The organism is Desulfocurvibacter africanus subsp. africanus DSM 2603, from assembly GCF_000422545.1.
GTDB lineage: Bacteria > Desulfobacterota > Desulfovibrionia > Desulfovibrionales > Desulfovibrionaceae > Desulfocurvibacter > Desulfocurvibacter africanus.
The window spans coordinates 147,525-162,260 of the sequence record NZ_AULZ01000012.1; the positions used below are offsets into that span (position 1 = coordinate 147,525).

15 protein-coding genes and 1 pseudogene are annotated in these 14,736 nt (G+C 58.6%); 9 read left to right on the top strand and 7 right to left on the bottom strand.

Features of this window, described 5'->3' with window-relative positions:
- The first annotated feature begins 236 nt into the window (after positions 1 to 236).
- Positions 237 to 596 (top strand): hypothetical protein, encoded by a 360-nt coding sequence (locus tag H585_RS0109795; RefSeq protein WP_027367693.1) that lies wholly within the window; start codon positions 237 to 239, stop codon positions 594 to 596.
- Between the two features lie 63 nt (positions 597 to 659).
- On the opposite strand, the gene H585_RS0109800 is transcribed toward H585_RS0109795, so the two are convergent.
- Positions 660 to 1,061 (bottom strand): winged helix-turn-helix transcriptional regulator, encoded by a 402-nt coding sequence (locus tag H585_RS0109800; RefSeq protein ID WP_027367694.1) that lies wholly within the window; start codon positions 1,059 to 1,061, stop codon positions 660 to 662.
- 203 nt (positions 1,062 to 1,264) lie between these two features.
- On the opposite strand from H585_RS0109800, the gene H585_RS0109805 reads away from it, so the two are divergent.
- Genes H585_RS0109805 through H585_RS0109820 form a run of 4 tightly spaced genes read left to right on the top strand, consistent with a single transcriptional unit; the run spans position 1,265 to position 3,549 of the window.
- Entirely contained in the window at positions 1,265 to 1,795 is a 531-nt protein-coding gene (locus H585_RS0109805; RefSeq protein WP_014261534.1) for a nitroreductase family protein, read from the top strand.
- Complete coding sequence (locus H585_RS0109810; RefSeq protein WP_027367695.1) at positions 1,792 to 2,370, top strand: flavin reductase family protein; 579 nt, start codon at positions 1,792 to 1,794, stop codon at positions 2,368 to 2,370. Before H585_RS0109805 ends, H585_RS0109810 begins: the two co-directional genes overlap by 4 nt.
- 3 nt (positions 2,371 to 2,373) lie before the next feature.
- A complete protein-coding gene (locus H585_RS0109815; protein WP_027367696.1) occupies positions 2,374 to 2,949 on the top strand; it encodes a flavin reductase family protein in 576 nt (191 codons plus the stop codon).
- A gap of 24 nt (positions 2,950 to 2,973) precedes the next feature.
- Positions 2,974 to 3,549 carry a flavodoxin family protein gene (locus H585_RS0109820; RefSeq protein ID WP_027367697.1) on the top strand — a complete coding sequence of 192 codons (576 nt, stop codon included), beginning with the start codon at positions 2,974 to 2,976 and terminating at the stop codon, positions 3,547 to 3,549.
- 222 nt (positions 3,550 to 3,771) lie between these two features.
- Here the strand turns inward: H585_RS0109820 and H585_RS23940 are convergent, their stop codons facing one another.
- From H585_RS23940 to H585_RS0109825, 3 genes and pseudogenes are all read right to left on the bottom strand, one after another.
- The gene (locus H585_RS23940; protein ID WP_081678644.1) at positions 3,772 to 3,894 is read right to left on the bottom strand and encodes an integrase core domain-containing protein; all 123 of its coding nucleotides are present in this window, start codon (positions 3,892 to 3,894) and stop codon (positions 3,772 to 3,774) included.
- Between the two features lie 99 nt (positions 3,895 to 3,993).
- Positions 3,994 to 4,116, bottom strand: coding sequence for an integrase core domain-containing protein (locus H585_RS23945; RefSeq protein ID WP_138708178.1), 123 nt, complete (start codon positions 4,114 to 4,116; stop codon positions 3,994 to 3,996).
- A 25-nt stretch (positions 4,117 to 4,141) separates the two neighbouring features.
- Positions 4,142 to 4,482: pseudogene (locus H585_RS0109825) on the bottom strand (transposase); the annotation flags it as partial.
- A gap of 560 nt (positions 4,483 to 5,042) precedes the next feature.
- Here H585_RS0109825 and H585_RS0109830 point away from each other — a divergent pair.
- The 3 genes from H585_RS0109830 (at position 5,043) to H585_RS0109840 (ending at position 10,319) form a co-directional block, all read left to right on the top strand.
- The gene (locus tag H585_RS0109830) at positions 5,043 to 7,214 is read left to right on the top strand and encodes an autotransporter domain-containing protein (protein WP_034627665.1); all 2,172 of its coding nucleotides are present in this window, start codon (positions 5,043 to 5,045) and stop codon (positions 7,212 to 7,214) included.
- Positions 7,215 to 7,630: 416 nt separating this feature from the next.
- On the top strand, positions 7,631 to 9,685 hold the full coding sequence (locus tag H585_RS0109835) for a sensor histidine kinase (protein WP_244432517.1): 2,055 nt from the start codon (positions 7,631 to 7,633) through the stop codon (positions 9,683 to 9,685).
- Positions 9,672 to 10,319: a response regulator transcription factor gene (locus H585_RS0109840; RefSeq protein ID WP_027367701.1), complete on the top strand. Its 648-nt coding sequence runs from the start codon at positions 9,672 to 9,674 to the stop codon at positions 10,317 to 10,319. The genes H585_RS0109835 and H585_RS0109840 overlap by 14 nt, the downstream gene beginning before the upstream one ends.
- 76 nt (positions 10,320 to 10,395) lie before the next feature.
- Here H585_RS0109840 and H585_RS23265 read toward each other — a convergent pair whose 3' ends face one another.
- The 3 genes from H585_RS23265 to H585_RS0109855 form a co-directional block, all read right to left on the bottom strand.
- On the bottom strand, positions 10,396 to 10,566 hold the full coding sequence (locus H585_RS23265) for a hypothetical protein (RefSeq protein ID WP_154658852.1): 171 nt from the start codon (positions 10,564 to 10,566) through the stop codon (positions 10,396 to 10,398).
- Between the two features lie 814 nt (positions 10,567 to 11,380).
- Positions 11,381 to 11,812, bottom strand: a complete 432-nt coding sequence (locus H585_RS0109850) for a UPF0158 family protein (RefSeq protein WP_034627734.1) — start codon at positions 11,810 to 11,812, stop codon at positions 11,381 to 11,383.
- Positions 11,813 to 11,922: 110 nt separating this feature from the next.
- On the bottom strand, positions 11,923 to 12,939 hold the full coding sequence (locus H585_RS0109855) for a histone deacetylase family protein (protein WP_027367703.1): 1,017 nt from the start codon (positions 12,937 to 12,939) through the stop codon (positions 11,923 to 11,925).
- 275 nt (positions 12,940 to 13,214) lie between these two features.
- On the opposite strand from H585_RS0109855, the gene mltA reads away from it, so the two are divergent.
- Complete coding sequence (gene mltA, locus H585_RS0109860; protein WP_244432518.1) at positions 13,215 to 14,402, top strand: murein transglycosylase A; 1,188 nt, start codon at positions 13,215 to 13,217, stop codon at positions 14,400 to 14,402.
- Positions 14,403 to 14,736: the final 334 nt, after the last annotated feature.

Below are 14,736 nucleotides of genomic sequence, written 5' to 3' on the forward strand. Positions count from 1 at the left end.
CCAACGGCAGGCCTACAGCACCTTGCAAATAAAATGAAAAATGGGGGTGCAGGGAGCGCCGCTCCCTGCCGGGAGAGAGTCTGAGAGAGGGCAGCGCCCTCTCTCAGTTCAAACGCAAATTGCTCTAATGAATGCCGAGGAGCATGACATATCGCTCCAGTCTTGCCCAAAACATTGAAAATGGGCATCCTGCCTGCCGTCGTGAATGCCATTTAAGCCCTCACAAGGTGGTCGGTATGAAAATTCCCGCGATGCTGCTTTGCATCTTTCTAGTTTTGGCTGCGTGCTCCAACGGCACGGCCAAGGACGACCAAGACGTCCAGGCGCGGCTGCAAGCCCTGGAAAACCGTGTGGCCGAGTTGGAAAAGAAACACACGCAAGACATGGAGGCCATTCGCCAGGATCTGCGCAGCATCCTGCGCTACTTCGACATCGCCCTGGACAACATGGACCGACAAGGCACCATGAGCGAATCCCTGCGTCGCGGCTGGGAAGGTCTCAAGGAAGAGACGCAACGGCTTCTGGACAAGCTGCAGGAGGAATTAGAGGGAATGGGCAAGGACCAGGGCCAGCCGCTGCCCCAGAGCCAGAGCTGAAGCCTGCGGGCAGTCTGCACTGGACTGCATGAGGCTAACGCGCCTTATCCCGAATTGGCGGTTCTACTCGGCCATGGCCTCCATGGCCGGGAGACCAGCTTCGGCTTTCTCGTCCTCGCGGCGGCGGTGCTCCTCTTCGAACCTGTGCCCCCACTTGCATAGCTGTTCCAGGACCGGCGTGACGCTCCGACCGAAATCCGTGAGCGAGTATTCCACTCGCGGCGGCACCTCGGGATAGACTTGCCGCCGCACTAATCCGTCGGCCTCCAGCTCTCGCAACTGCTGGGTAAGCATTTTCTGGGTGATGTTGGGCATGATGCGCTTGAGTTCGCCGAAGCGCTGCGTGCCGTCCTGCCCAAGCCGCCAGAGGATGATCGGTTTCCATTTGCCGCCGATGACCAGCAGGGACAACTCGATGGAGCAATAATAGTTCTTGTCCCCGCAGGTCTTCAGTTCACATGCCATGAGTCTCCTCCAGTTTTTTCCTGCCGCCCGGCGGCCTGAGCTTCTGTTATCAACGGATTCCTGAATTATTGCGACCTATTGGTTTCCGGCAAGTAACTACTCCACTTATAAGTGCCTACTTGCTTTTTACGCCCTAACTATTCAAATCAGGTATACATGTAAAGCGCTCGCTTTCAGTCCGAGTACAACAACAGGAGCCTCGCATGGAACTCTTCGACGCCATACATACACGCCGCAGCATCCGCAAGTTCGCGCCCGGCGAGGTTACGCAGGAGCAGTTGCGCAGGCTGCTCGGGGCGGCCATGACCGCGCCCAGCGCCGGCAATGCCCAGCCCTGGCAGTTCATCGTCATCACCGATCGGGCCTTGCTCGATGCGGTGCCGACGTTCAGCCAGTATGCGGCCATGGCCCGCCAAGCGCCCATGGGCATCCTGGTCTGCGGCGACCTGAGCCTGGAGAAGTATCCCGGCTACTGGATTCAGGACTGCTCGGCCGCCACGCAAAACCTGCTGCTGGCCGCTCGCGGTCTGGGCCTGGGCACGGTCTGGACCGGCGTGCATCCGATCGAGGAGCGCGTGGCGGGCTTCCGCAAGCTGCTGAACCTGCCGGACCGCATCATGCCCTTGTCCTTCATCGTCTTGGGCCATCCGGCCCAAGAGCATCGCCCCGAAGATCGTTACAAGGCCGAGCGCGTGCACCTGAACGCCTGGCCTGCAAAGGATGACACCAGATGAAAAAGACTCTCGGCCCTATCAATGCTCTCTACCCCTCGTTAACCGTGCTTCTGGGTTCGCACGTGGACGGCAGGCCGAATTTCTCCGCCGTCGCCCATGTGGGCATCATGAACCACGGCCAGCCCCAGTACATCTCCTTTGGGGTGAACAAGGCCCATCACACAAACCGCGGCGTCATCGAGAACCGCGCCTTCAGCGTGAACATTCCTTCCCAGGATCTCGTTGTGGAGACGGACTACTGCGGGTTGGTCAGCGGCAAAAAGACGGACAAATCCAGCATGTTCGAGCTATTCTATGGGGACACGCCTGCCGCGCCCATGATAAAAGCCTGTCCGGTATGCATGGAATGCGTGCTGCACGACGTGCTGGACTACAAGACCCACAATATCTTCGTGGGCGAGATCCGGCAGGTGCACGCGGAGGAATCCGTGCTCGCGGACGGGGCTATCGACCCGGCCAGGCTGCGGCCCCTGCTTTTCGATATGGGCCTGCGCAAGTACTGGTCACTCGGCCCTGCCGTGGGTGATTGCTGGAGCATCGGCAAGCAGATGAAGAAAACCAGCCAAGGAGCATGAGCCATGAAGAAGTCACTCGGGCCGCGCATTGCGGCCTATCCCACGCCCGTCTGGGTCATCGGCAGCTACGACTCCCAGGGCAAGCCCAATGCCATGACCGCGGCCTGGGGCGGCGTATGCTGCTCCGAACCGCCCTGCATCCAGGTTTCGGTGCGGCCCTCGCGTCACACCTACACGAGCGTGCTGGCCCGCAAGGCCTTCACCGTGAGCATCCCCGACGCAGGCCACGCGGCCGAGGCCGATTATTTCGGCATCGCTTCGGGCCAGAATACGGACAAATTCGCGCGCACGGGACTGACTCCGGTGCGCAGCGAAATCGTGGACGCGCCCTATGTGGGCGAGTTTCCGCTGGTCATCGAGTGCCGGCTGCTGCACTCCATGGAGCTTGGCGCGCACGCCATATTCGTGGGCGAGATCATGGGCACGCTGGCGGATGAGGAAGCGCTCACGGACGGCAAGCTCGACATGGCCAAGCTTTCGCCGCTGCTCTATTCCGTGGATCAGCGCAGTTACTTCGGCGTGGGGCAGGTCGTAGGCAAAGCGTACAGTCTGGGACTCAAGTATCACAAGCAGGATTGATTATAGCCAACGCGAGGAGAACACATGAAGGTCGTGGCATTCAATGGCAGCGCGCGCAAGGACGGCAACACCGCTATCCTCATCCGCCGCGTGTTCGCCGCACTGGAGAAGGAAGGCATCGAGACCGAGCTCGTGCAGATGGCGGGCATGAAGGTGCGCGGCTGCATCGCCTGCTTCAAGTGTTTCGAGAACAAGGACCAGCGCTGTGCCGTCAGGAACGATGACATCAACTCCTGCATCGAGAAGATGGTCGCGGCCGACGGCATCATTCTCGGCTCGCCGACCTATTTCGCCAACGTGTCCACGGAGATCAAGGCGCTCATCGACCGCGCCGGCATGACCAGCATCGCCAACGGGGGCATGCTCAGGCGCAAGGTCGGCGCGGCCGTGGTGGCCGTTCGCCGCGCCGGAGCCACCAACGTTTACGACGCCATCAATCGCTTTTACGGCATCTCCGGCATGATCGTGCCCGGCTCCATCTACTGGAACCTCGGCATCGGCCTCGGGCCCGGACAGGTCGAGAACGACGAGGAAGGCCTGCGCACCATGGACGAACTGGGCCAGAACATGGCTTGGCTGATGAAGAAACTGCACGCGTAAGACAATCGGAGGGAGGGAGAACTCCTCTTGCACTTGTTAAGTCAAGGTGTGGGAACTTGAATGGGGTTCAAGGGGCCGGAGGTTCAAATCCTCTCATCCCGACCAGGAAATGAAGAATTACGGGCGGTTAGCTTAAATGCTGACCGCCCGTTTCTCTTTGGTGGCAACCTCAAGGGAACCTCGGGTTGCCACCAGAATTCCAGGTGTAGTGCACCCCTGAAATCAAGCCACATGTTGTAGTTTCTGCGCCCTGTACTCCGCTGGGCTCATGTACCCAAGAGCCTTATGGGGTCGCCCCGAGTTGTACCACTCGATCCACTGCCTTACGGCCCGTCTAGAGCAGATTGCTTTTAAGACGCCCGCTCCGGCGTTGACGGCGCAAGTGAATTGCGCCTACGCCTGCGCGGCGGCAAGCCATGCCGACGCATGGCTTGCAGAGCATTTTCAAAAGCAAAATGCTCTAGCCTCCTCGAAGCTCTTGAAGCTGCGTTGCCAGACGCATTCTTCCTTGAGGCTGCGAAAGAAGCGCTCGATGAGCCCATTCTGCTGGGGCGTATAGGGCGTGATGTATTTCCTGCCGCAGCCGGTAGTCCCGGCAGGCCTGCCGCTCGCTCACGTCGAAGGTCACCCGCAAGAACTCCACCAGCTCCCGGCGCTGACCAGGCCTCAGAGCTTTTTTGCGATCACCTCCTGGAGCATGGCCTTGTCCAGGCTCAGGTCCGCGACCATCTGCTTGAGCTTACGGTTTTCCTCCTCAAGCTGCCTGAGCCGCCTAAGCTCCGCGGTACCCAGTCCGCCGTACTTCTTTTTCCAGCGGTAGAAGGTCTGCTCGGTGATGCCCATCTTGCGGGTGACCTCGGCCACGGGCGTTCCGTGCTCGGCCTGCTTGAGGGCAAAGGCGATCTGCTCCTCGGTGAACTTGCTCTTTTTCACGGCGAAATCCTCCTTGGCGAATCACAGTGGTTTCGCCGGTGGACTCACCTAACAACTGGACCAGTTTCTTGGGAAGGGGGCACATCTCCTCGGCCAGCGCCGGATCGCGGCGTATTGACCATCCGCATACGACAAGTCCTACAGTCCTCAGAATGGCAAACGACACATGCGGCGGAGCCGATCTTTCGGCACTCCTGACAAGTTGCCCCTGTACGTGTTTTCCCGGACAGACGGAAAGTGATGAATGGATTAAGAGGGTTGCAAAGCTATCCATGCACGCAGGGATAAGGGGCTGCGAACCGACCTTCAGCGCATCCCGAAGAATTAGTCATGCCGCAACATGCTCCGTTGATTGTCCTTGTTCCATCGGCGGGCTGTTTCGCTGTGCGTCCTGTTGTTCCTTGCCTTGGCGTGAGCATGCAACGCAGGCCGGAGGCTGCCTGCGTTTGCAAACAGGGCTTTTCCAGACTGGCCAGGGTAGTTTTAACGGCATATACAGCGCACATTTTGTATTCGAAATTGTAGATAGATAAATCGAAGAAAGTATCTGGAGCAGAAAAATGTTTTTTCTCAGAGAGGTTGCTGGGTTGTTGCACAAGTCGAAGTTTTCTTCGATGTCTCGCGTTCTCCTGTTGTATTTTGCCGTGGTTTCTCTTGGATTCGTCCTTATGCTGCCGCAGTATGGCGTTGCCGCTACCGTGAATTACGCTGCTTATTATAGGGATGTGATAGGCAATCCATCTTTTCTTGACGGTCCTATAAGTATTGGCGGAACAAATAACCTCGCATCACATAGCGAAAACATCTATTCATATGGCAATATCGTGAACATCAATGGAGGGACAGTCGATTTCGGAATATACGGTGGGTATCATAATGGAGTTGCAACCAGTGGCAACATTTCATCAAATGATAATGCTGTAACAATTGGGGCTGCCTTCGCGGGCAGCAATAGTATTGATATATATGGTGGATATGCCAGGAGTGCAAACCCTTGGTCAATGACGGCTTCTGATAATACTGTGACCATCAACGGGGGGACAGCGCGTTACGTCTATGGCGGTTTTGCTTCTCTCGGCGGCATGGTCGGTCCAGCTTCTGCCACAGCCTCTGGTAATGTCATCAACCTCAACGGCGGCTCCATATCCAGTATTATGGGCGGATATGCTACTGCCCTTGTGCTACCGGGAACACATACGGCCTCCGGAAATGCAATCAATATCAACGGTGGCACTGTCTTCAATGAGGTTTTCGGCGGGTATGTCGGAGCACCCAATGGTTTTGGACTGGCCACAAACAATAGTGTGACTATCAGCGGTTCGCCGAATTTGACAGCCGCATCTCTCTGCGGGGGCTATCTGTCTATGACTACCAGTGGTGACGCTTTCAGCGGCAATACCCTGAATATAAAAACCTCTGGTCTAACGGTAAACAATATTAGTAACTTTCAATATCTTAACTTTTACCTTCCTTCCTCCTTGTCTGCGGGGGATACGGTGCTGACAGTGACCGGCACTGCAGATCTGACAGGCAGCTCGGGGCGGTCTTCCACCGTCAATGTGGGAATTGACGGCAGCTCTTCGCCCCTGCAGATAGGCGACACCATAACGCTCATTGACGCCGGAACTTTGGTCACGAATAGCGGCCTCAACTCCAGGGCGAGCGGCACGGGCATGCAGGGCGTGACCCTGATATACAACTTTGACCTCACAACCGAAAACAACAAGCTGTTAGCCACGGTATCCGCCGAAACGGCGCCCACAGTGAACGAACAGACCAAGGCGCTTTCAGAAGGTTTTGTTTCTGGCCTGGGCATTGTAATGCAAGGTGCGGACGTGGCCGCCGGGCAGGGCATGGATTCTGCCGTTTCTGCGGCCAAGGCCGGGGTTGCGGGCAGCGGCGGTGCCCCCGTCGGGTTTGGCGCGCTTTCCGGCGGTTCCGTGCGGTACAATACCGGCTCGCATGTGGATATGCACAGTGCCTCCCTGATGGCCGGTCTGGCCTGGGGAGCCAATATTTCGCTTGGCCGCCTGACATTCGGGCCGTTTTTTGAATACGGCAACGGCTCGTACAATACCTACAATTCGTTCAGCTATGCAGCTTCGGTCGAAGGAGACGGTAACACCCGCTACCTTGGCGGCGGTATTCTTGGCCGTATGGATTTAGTCAATACCGGCCCCGGCCATATCTATGTTGAAGCCTCGGGCCGGGCGGGCGGCCTGCATAATGAATACGAATCTTCCGACCTGCGCGATGCCGCCGGGCGCAGCGCGGAATACGATTCGTCATCCACGTATTACGGTTTGCATTTGGGAACCGGCTATGTCTGGAACATAACGGAGAATGCTTCGCTTGACCTCTACGGCAAATACTTCTGGACGCGGCAGGAGGGCGACTCCGTCACGCTGTCTACCGGCGACCCCATCGACTTTAAGGATGTGGACTCCAACCGTCTGCGTTTCGGCTCGCGCTTCAGCTACACGGTGAATGAGTATATCATCCCCTACATAGGCGCGGCCTATGAGCATGAGTTTGACGGCAACGCCCGCGCCAGCACCAACGGGTATGACATAAAGGCCCCGTCCCTGAGCGGCGATACCGGCACCGGTGAGCTGGGGCTTGCGTACACGCCGTTGGCATCGTTGCCCTTGTCCTTTGACCTCGGCGTACAGGGCTATGTGGGCAAACGCGAGGGCGTGACCGGCAGTTTGCAGATCAAATATGAATTCTAGAGCAAGGATGTTCTGCGGTCCGGATGATGCCTTGCACTCTTGGATGTGGCAGGCCGTTATCAGTTGAAGAAAGCATACCTGTTTGATTTTAACCGACAGGTTGCAGGTTTGGGATAATTGAACCAGCCTCTTCAGCATGACTCCCGGGCATTATGGGCCGCGTGGCATAGAGCCGCGGCCTGAGGGATGAATGCACATGCACGATTCCGGCAGCATGCTGTGCTTTTCGGAATGCGCCAGAAATCGGGAGGAATCACCCGGTTTTCTGGCGCATCGATATTTGTAAAGCCCCCTTAATCCATCCAAACCAATCTGTCTTTTCGGAATATATTTGAGGGGGTTGAGATGTCACCCCGTCGTGTATATAGTCCGCCTGTCGCATGAAGCGCGCGCCCTACCCCACCCCGCACGGACCAATGATGAACAGAAACGCACCGCGCTCTTTCTTCCCGCCCCGGATGGTCCTGACATTCCACTCCGTTCCGCTGCTTAAGGCATTGCTGCTTGTAGCTGTTTTTCTCCTGCTGCCGTACGGCCAGGCGACGGCGGCCGATCGCATGCGGGCCGAAAACGGTGTGCTGGACCTGCGGAGTTTTGATCCGGCGACCATGGGCCCCGCCCAGCTGGACGGTGCGTGGGAATTCTACTGGAACCGTCTGCTGACGCCGCAGGACTTCGCCGAAAGCACCGCTCCTTCGCCATCGGGCCTGATTTCGCTGCCCGGCACATGGAAGGGAATGCTCGTAAATGGAGAAAAGCTGGGTGGCACGGGGCAGGCCACCCTGCGGCTGCGCCTGCGCCTCTGGCCGGAGGCGAACACGCTGACATTGCAGCTCTTCGACATCCCCATGGCCTACCGTTTGTGGGCCAACGGTCAGCTCGTGGCGACAAACGGCGTTGTGGGCACGGATGCAGACAGCGAGACGCCTCTGCGATCGCTGGTGCTGGCCAGCATCACCCCCAAAGGGGAAAATCTGGAACTCGTTCTCCAGATCTCCAACCACCATTTCCGCGCCGGTGGCGTACCTGAGGGGCTACAGCTTGCCCCGCCCGGTCCTCTGGAAGCCGAACGCGACAGAACCTGGACCTTTTCCTACTTCTTCGCAGGCTGCCTGATGGTCACACTGCTATACCACCTCTTCTTGTTTTATCTGGACAGGATGCAGGTTTCTGCGGGGTACTTCAGCGGCCTCTGTCTGTGCATATTGTGCTTCTGCATGACCTCCAATACGTCCTTCTGGGCCATACGCAGGTTCCTTCCGTCCCTGCCGCCCCATTGGTCAGAATACGTCTCTCTCTTCTTCTATATGGCCTGCGCTCCCATGCTCTTCCGGTTCTACTACTCGCTCTATCCGAAGGTCTTCCACCCTGCCATCCGTTATCTGGTTGATCTTCGGCTTATGGTATTCCTTCTGTTGCTGCCGATCGCGCCAGACCACCGTATTTCCGAGTATATCGCTTTCAGCATTTTTATCGGGCTGGGCTGCGCCATCTATTACGTCCTGCGTCTGTTCGCCTGCGCCCGGCGCGGAATGAACGGCGCCGGGCTGCTGCTGCTCGGCAGCGGGGTATCCCTGCTCGCCAGCATGAACGACGGTCTTTCCCACACCAAGCATATCAACACGCCCTACCTGATCGAATTTGGCATGCTCTTTCTGGTTGTTACCCAGTCGTTGGCACTGGCCAAACGCTTCAGCCATGCATTTATGTCTGTGGGAAAACTCTCCGAAGAGCTGGAGCACAAAAACCAGTCACTCATGGCCGAAATGGAAGAGCGCAACCGGCTAGAACAAGAAGTGATCAACATCAGCGAGGAAGAACGCAGGCGCATCAGCCACGAACTGCACGACGGCTTGTGCCAGAAACTCACCGGAGCCCGGCTGCGCGCATCTATCCTGAACAAGAGGCTTGCCGGAACGGATGAAGCCACGACCATGGCCAGCCTTGCAGCTCTCTTGGATGCCTCTACCGACGACGCGTACCGCACCTCGCGCGGACTCTGGCCCGTAGAACACGACCCCGCAATGCCCGGCCCCTCGCTGGACGATCTGGCCCGACGTATTGCCAAGGATACGGGCATAGACGTACGGCTCGAAATGCGCCGCCACTGCGGGCAATGCACCAATCCCAACATGCGCACGCTGTACCGCATTGCGCAGGAGGCGCTGACCAACGCGGCCAAACACGCACAGGCACGCACCATCCGCTTGAAGCTGTGCTGCTCCGTCCTGAATGGCGTCACCCTGACCGTTCACGACGACGGCATTGGCCGCACAGCCTCCGCACGGCAGGGCTCCCGGACGGGAGGGCTCGGCCTTGGCATCATGGCCCACCGTGCCGGTGTCATCCATGCCAAGTTGACTATAGAGGACGCACCGCTGGGTGGTACCATCGTCACCTGCGCAGCCCCGTGCGACAAGCATGCTTCCCCCACCTCCACAAGGAGAACACCCCCCGATGCATCCCGCTGATCCAGCCCATACTCTCGCCAATCTCCGTTTCCTGCTCATCGACGATCATCCTGCCGTACGTCAGGGGCTGAATCTGCTGTTGGAGTCCAACGGTTACTCCCCCGGCATTGAGGCCGGAACCCGCGCCGATGCCAAGGAATGCCTGGAACAGGCCGCCTTCGACCTCGCGCTGCTGGACCTTTCGCTGGCCGACGGCAGCGGCCTAGACCTGCTCGCCGATCTGGCCGAACACGGTGTCCGCACTCTGATCTATTCCATGCACGAAGATCCCGGCACCATAGATCGTGCGCTGCGTTGCGGTGCGAACGGCTATGTCACCAAGCGCGAGGACCCCGGCGTGCTGCTGGAAGGCATAGAGGGCGTGCTGCGCGGTGAACGCTTTGTGAGCGACCGCGCCGGATTGAGTCTGGATGAAACGGCTGGTGCTCAGGCCACGGACCCGCTCTTTCTGCTCAGCGATCAGGAACGGGCCATTTTCTCGGCCATGGCGCGTGGTGTGAGCAATATGGAAGTTGCCGAAAGCCTTGGTATCAGCCCGAGGACGGTGGAGACATATCTTACGCGGATGGTCAACAAGCTGGGGTTAGCAAACGTGCGGGCCCTGCGCAAATTCGCCATCAACGGACGAGGGTAGGAGTCATTCAGGACGCTTCATCCCCGAACAGAGAAGCTTCGCATGATGAAATCGTGCTTCGGTCCATTCTCCTATGCTATACCCTGAGCACATACACGACCTCATCCCGCACGAGATAGCGGATGACATTCCGTCCGAAAACGAATTCCCGAACGCGCTCCAAGTCTTGCGGTGGATGTTCGAAGTGAGGAAAGTCGGCGAAGCGGTTGATGGTTGATTTGAGGTAGTCGGCCATGAAGTCACGCAAGAGCTGGCTGGCGTTCTATCCATGGCTTTTGGCCGCGAATTCGAATTGCTTCTTGATTTGGGAGTCAACCCGTGCGCGTATGGTTTCCTGCATGACAAATCTCCTCTGTAGCTACAATATGCCACAGAGGGGGCTGTAAAGAGGGGAGCGATCCTCATGAGAGTCGGGAATGGCCGGGAATTGAGCTGAATATCCCTGGTCGGCAAATGTCGGCAGTTGCCCGTTTCTACCCTTCTCATATTTCATATATAACAGAAATACCAAGGAAAAATTCCACATAGGGTTGCATGGCATTCAAGAGGTCAGGAGTTCAATTCTCCTCAGCTCCACCAGTAAACGCAAGAAACGCGGGCACTTAGAGCATTTTGCTTTTGAAAATGCTCTGCAAGCCATGCGTCGACATGGCTTGCCGCCGCGTAGGCGTAGGCGCAATTCACTTGCGCCGTCAACGCAGGAGCGGGCGTCTTAAAAGCAATCTGCTCTAGCTGAAGGCTAGGCTGCCCGCTTTTTGTTTTTCCCGGCCGCTTTGCCCTTTGTGTTCCCCATGTGTTCCCTCACCTAGCTCACCCCTGCATAACCCTTGGATATCCTGCACCCCATGCACGGCATGCACATGTAAGGAAAGGAGATAGTTGGGTCAGGATAGCCATATTATTTTAAGTAGTTATGTCAAAAATGTACGCAATTGTGGACGAGAATGGGGTTCAAGGGGCCGGAGGTTCAAATCCTCTCATCCCGACCAGGGCAAATTCAAGAAAGGCCGGTCGGCGGAATGCCGGTCGGCCTTTCGGCTGTTCAGGCTCCGGCGGCCCGCTCATGCCGGCTTATCCTCAATCTCGATGCCGTTCTCCACGCACCATTCCAGCAGGGCCTCGCGCGTGCGGGCGTTCTCGAAGTCGTACCAGGCCTGGAGCATGCCCTTGTCCTCCAGGAAGGCCTTGAAGCGCCGATAGGCTCCCCGGGAGGAGAACATGCCCTCGATGCGGTCCCACTCCTCGGGGCAATGCCGTCTGACGAACTGGAACACCAGCGGCTTGCCCAGATCGAGGTCGTGCTTGTGGGGGATGAAGACATAGTCCGGGTTCTCGTCGACATCCTCGGGCAGTCCGGGCAACTCGTCAGAATCGAGGCCCTTCGATTCGAAGAAGGTCTCGCCCGTGCGCCGGTTGACCACTGCGACGCTCTCCTCGGGCTGCCCGGCGTTGGCGAAAAGGAACGCGTCCTCAATGATGTCGAAGGTGATCATGGCTCCTTCCTTGTTGAGCTTGCAAGGTGGGTACTCAAAAATGGCCATGAACGCAGGCACGCTGTTTTCGGTCGTCCTGCTTTGCCCGATGTTGCCCTTCCCGCTTCCCCCTACCCGAGCCTCTCCGTTAGCACCTGCGTCAGAAACTGCGCATACACCCGCCACGACTCGCGGCCATAGCCGCCGGCCATAACCCAGGCCTGGGGCACGCCCCGTCCCACCAGAAAGCGGTACACGAGCAGGTCGCGCTCGCGCATTTGCTCAAGTGAAAGGCGCAAGGGGGCGCTGCTGGGCAGCTCGTCCAGCTCGAAAGGGTCCGCGCCGCCCACCACCAAGGCCAAGTCCGGCCGTTGTCCGGCGGAAAGCTGCTCCAGAAGAGACAGACCATGCTCCAGGGCTGGCAAATAATACGCTTCGCCGCCCTGTGGTATGGGGATGTCCACGTCGCTGGGGAAGAACTGGCGCTTGAGGTTGCCCGCGCTGTCCAGGGGTGTGCAGTCCAGGGGCCAGCCTTGGGCCATATGAATTGACAGGCACAGGATACTTTTGTCGCCCAGGGTGATCTCGGCCGTGCCGTCGCCCTTGTGCGCGTCCGTGTCGATGACCCACACGAGCCTGGCGCGGCCCTGGGCCTGCAAACGCCGCGCGGCCACCACCACATCGTTGAGCGGGCAGAAGCCCCGCCCCCTGGAGCGCATGGCGTGGTGCATGCCGCCGCCCAGGAAATGACAGAAGCCGTGTTCAAGCGCCAACTCCGCGCAGGCAGCCGTGCCCGCGACATGCCCAAGCGCCGTCGTGGCCAGTTCGCGCAGAGGCCGAACAGCCTTGGCGGGATCGTAACGGTTGTAGCGTCCTTGCTCGTCCAGCAGCTCATACGATTCCATCAAGGCGGCTTCGGGCGCATCCGAAAGGAACGCTCGCACATAGGCGGCATCGTGAGCGCGCAGGAGATCTTCGGCGGTGATTTCCGGCAAGGGTTCGGAATAGTGCCAGGCAGCAACGCGCGCCCCGACAGTAGAGTGCCCACATAGAGCCTGGAAGGTCCTGTCGGCGCGGTCGTCCCGGACCGGAATGCCTATACCGTAATCCGTATAGCGCATGGCGAAGCGCGAATGGTGGATGATCATGCAGGCCACTCCTTGGTCCGATCATTGTTGAGCAGCTTCACGCTTGCCCCGCATGGCTCCTGACAATTCCGCAAGCCCCCGAAAGAGCGGTAAAAGCACAAATTTACAGGATTACGTTGTCTTTTTCCGCAATCATTATATGCTTACATGGAATCGGTTTTGTGCGGAACCGGCCCATGTATACCTGCCCCCTGGCGTAATGAAAAGATAAGACCCCTCACGGCCAGCCAATGTATCGACCTACCACGAGCCTTATCCGGCCCTCTTTGCAGGCCATGCTGCTGTCCCTTCTCCTGCTCGCCGGCTGCGGCAAGCAGCCCCATGTGGACGAGACTCCACGGCTGGAGCTTGCCGGCAGCCATGAGACCTTTCCGCTTGCCGCAGCCTTGACGCCATTCAGCGCCGGTCTGCGCAGTTGGGGCGAGCTGGAAGAACCGCTGCGCCTGAGCCTTGATTATCTCGATTGCATGCCGCAGCACGAGATCGCCGCCACATCCGGTGACACGGGCATTACCTGGCGCCAGTTGCGCGCCTCGGCGGCGGAGCTTCTGGGTCTGCTTTCCCTGCTGGACCACACCCCCACGCTGCTGGCCGAGCGTTTCGAATGGCTGGCGGTGCGCCCGCGCACGCTGCTCACGGGCTACTACGAGCCCTGGATCGAGGTTTCGACCGAGCAGAGCGAGGAATACCCCTATCCCCTTTACGGCAAGCCCGAGGATCTCAAGACAGTGGATCTCGGCATTTTCAGCGATAAGCTCAAAGGCGAGCGCATCACCTACAGAGTCGAAGACGGCGAAGTGCTGCCTTATTACGGGCGCAAGGAGATCGATTTCGAGGGGGTGCTCCAGGATCAGGGAACGGCGGTGGCTTGGGCCAAGGACCTGGTGGACATCTTCGTGCTCCAGATCCAGGGCTCCGGCAGGCTCGTGTACCCCGACGGAGCGGTGCGCCATATCCTCTACGCCGGCCAGAACGGCCACAAGTACGTATCCCTGGGCAGGGTGCTCGTTGATAGGGGTCACCTGCAGAAGGAAGGCATGAGCATGCAGCGCATACGCGAGTTCCTGAAGGCAAATAGGGAACTCATGCCCGAGCTGCTGTCCTGCAATCCGAGCTATGTATTCTTCAAGGTCGACGACAGCGGGCCCTATGGAGCCATGGGCAGGATCATCACGCCCATGGCCAGCGTTGCCGTGGACCGCAAGCTTGTGCCTCTGGGAGCCGTGCTGTTCATGGATACGACTCTGCCGCAGCCTGACGGTGCCGAGGCGCGCTTCCAGTCTCTGGTGCTGGCGCAGGATACTGGTGGAGCCATCAAGGGCACACGTTTCGACCTGTTTTGCGGCTCGGGCGAACAGGCTGAATTCCTGGCAGGCCATCTTCAGAACGAAGCCCGCATGTACGTGCTCGTGAGCAAGGCCGCCCTGCGCTCCTGGGAATACCGCGCAGCCGTGTCCCGTTAGAGCATTTTGCTTTTGAAAATGCTCTGCAAGCCATGCGTCGGCATGGCTTGCCGCCGCGCAGGCGTAGGCGCAATTCACTTGCGCCGTCAACGCCGAAGCGGGCGTCTTAAAAGCAATCCGCTCTAGAGTGTTACCGCCTTCACAACCGCTTGCGGGCACGGGACAAGTCTGCTAGCACTCGGACCGAACTGAACACTGCTGCAGGCTCATGCTTTCTCCTGCTCGGGGAATTGCTGTGCATGTGCATGCCGGCGGCGTGTTCCATCGACACCGATGCGGAGGATTGCGCCATGAGAAAACTGCTCACGCTCGCCTGCTCGCTTGCTGCCCTGCT

Bases quoted from the DNA above. Each gene is read 5' to 3' on its own strand.
- H585_RS0109795 (WP_027367693.1), top strand. From the start codon at position 237: ATGAAAATTCCCGCGATGCTGCTTTGCATCTTTCTAGTTTTGGCTGCG.
- H585_RS0109800 (WP_027367694.1), bottom strand. From the start codon at position 1,061: ATGGCATGTGAACTGAAGACCTGCGGGGACAAGAACTATTATTGCTCC.
- H585_RS0109805 (WP_014261534.1), top strand. From the start codon at position 1,265: ATGGAACTCTTCGACGCCATACATACACGCCGCAGCATCCGCAAGTTC.
- H585_RS0109810 (WP_027367695.1), top strand. From the start codon at position 1,792: ATGAAAAAGACTCTCGGCCCTATCAATGCTCTCTACCCCTCGTTAACC.
- H585_RS0109815 (WP_027367696.1), top strand. From the start codon at position 2,374: ATGAAGAAGTCACTCGGGCCGCGCATTGCGGCCTATCCCACGCCCGTC.
- H585_RS0109820 (WP_027367697.1), top strand. From the start codon at position 2,974: ATGAAGGTCGTGGCATTCAATGGCAGCGCGCGCAAGGACGGCAACACC.
- H585_RS0109830 (WP_034627665.1), top strand. From the start codon at position 5,043: ATGTTTTTTCTCAGAGAGGTTGCTGGGTTGTTGCACAAGTCGAAGTTT.
- H585_RS0109835 (WP_244432517.1), top strand. From the start codon at position 7,631: ATGATGAACAGAAACGCACCGCGCTCTTTCTTCCCGCCCCGGATGGTC.
- H585_RS0109840 (WP_027367701.1), top strand. From the start codon at position 9,672: ATGCATCCCGCTGATCCAGCCCATACTCTCGCCAATCTCCGTTTCCTG.
- H585_RS0109850 (WP_034627734.1), bottom strand. From the start codon at position 11,812: ATGATCACCTTCGACATCATTGAGGACGCGTTCCTTTTCGCCAACGCC.
- H585_RS0109855 (WP_027367703.1), bottom strand. From the start codon at position 12,939: ATGATCATCCACCATTCGCGCTTCGCCATGCGCTATACGGATTACGGT.
- mltA (WP_244432518.1), top strand. From the start codon at position 13,215: ATGCTGCTGTCCCTTCTCCTGCTCGCCGGCTGCGGCAAGCAGCCCCAT.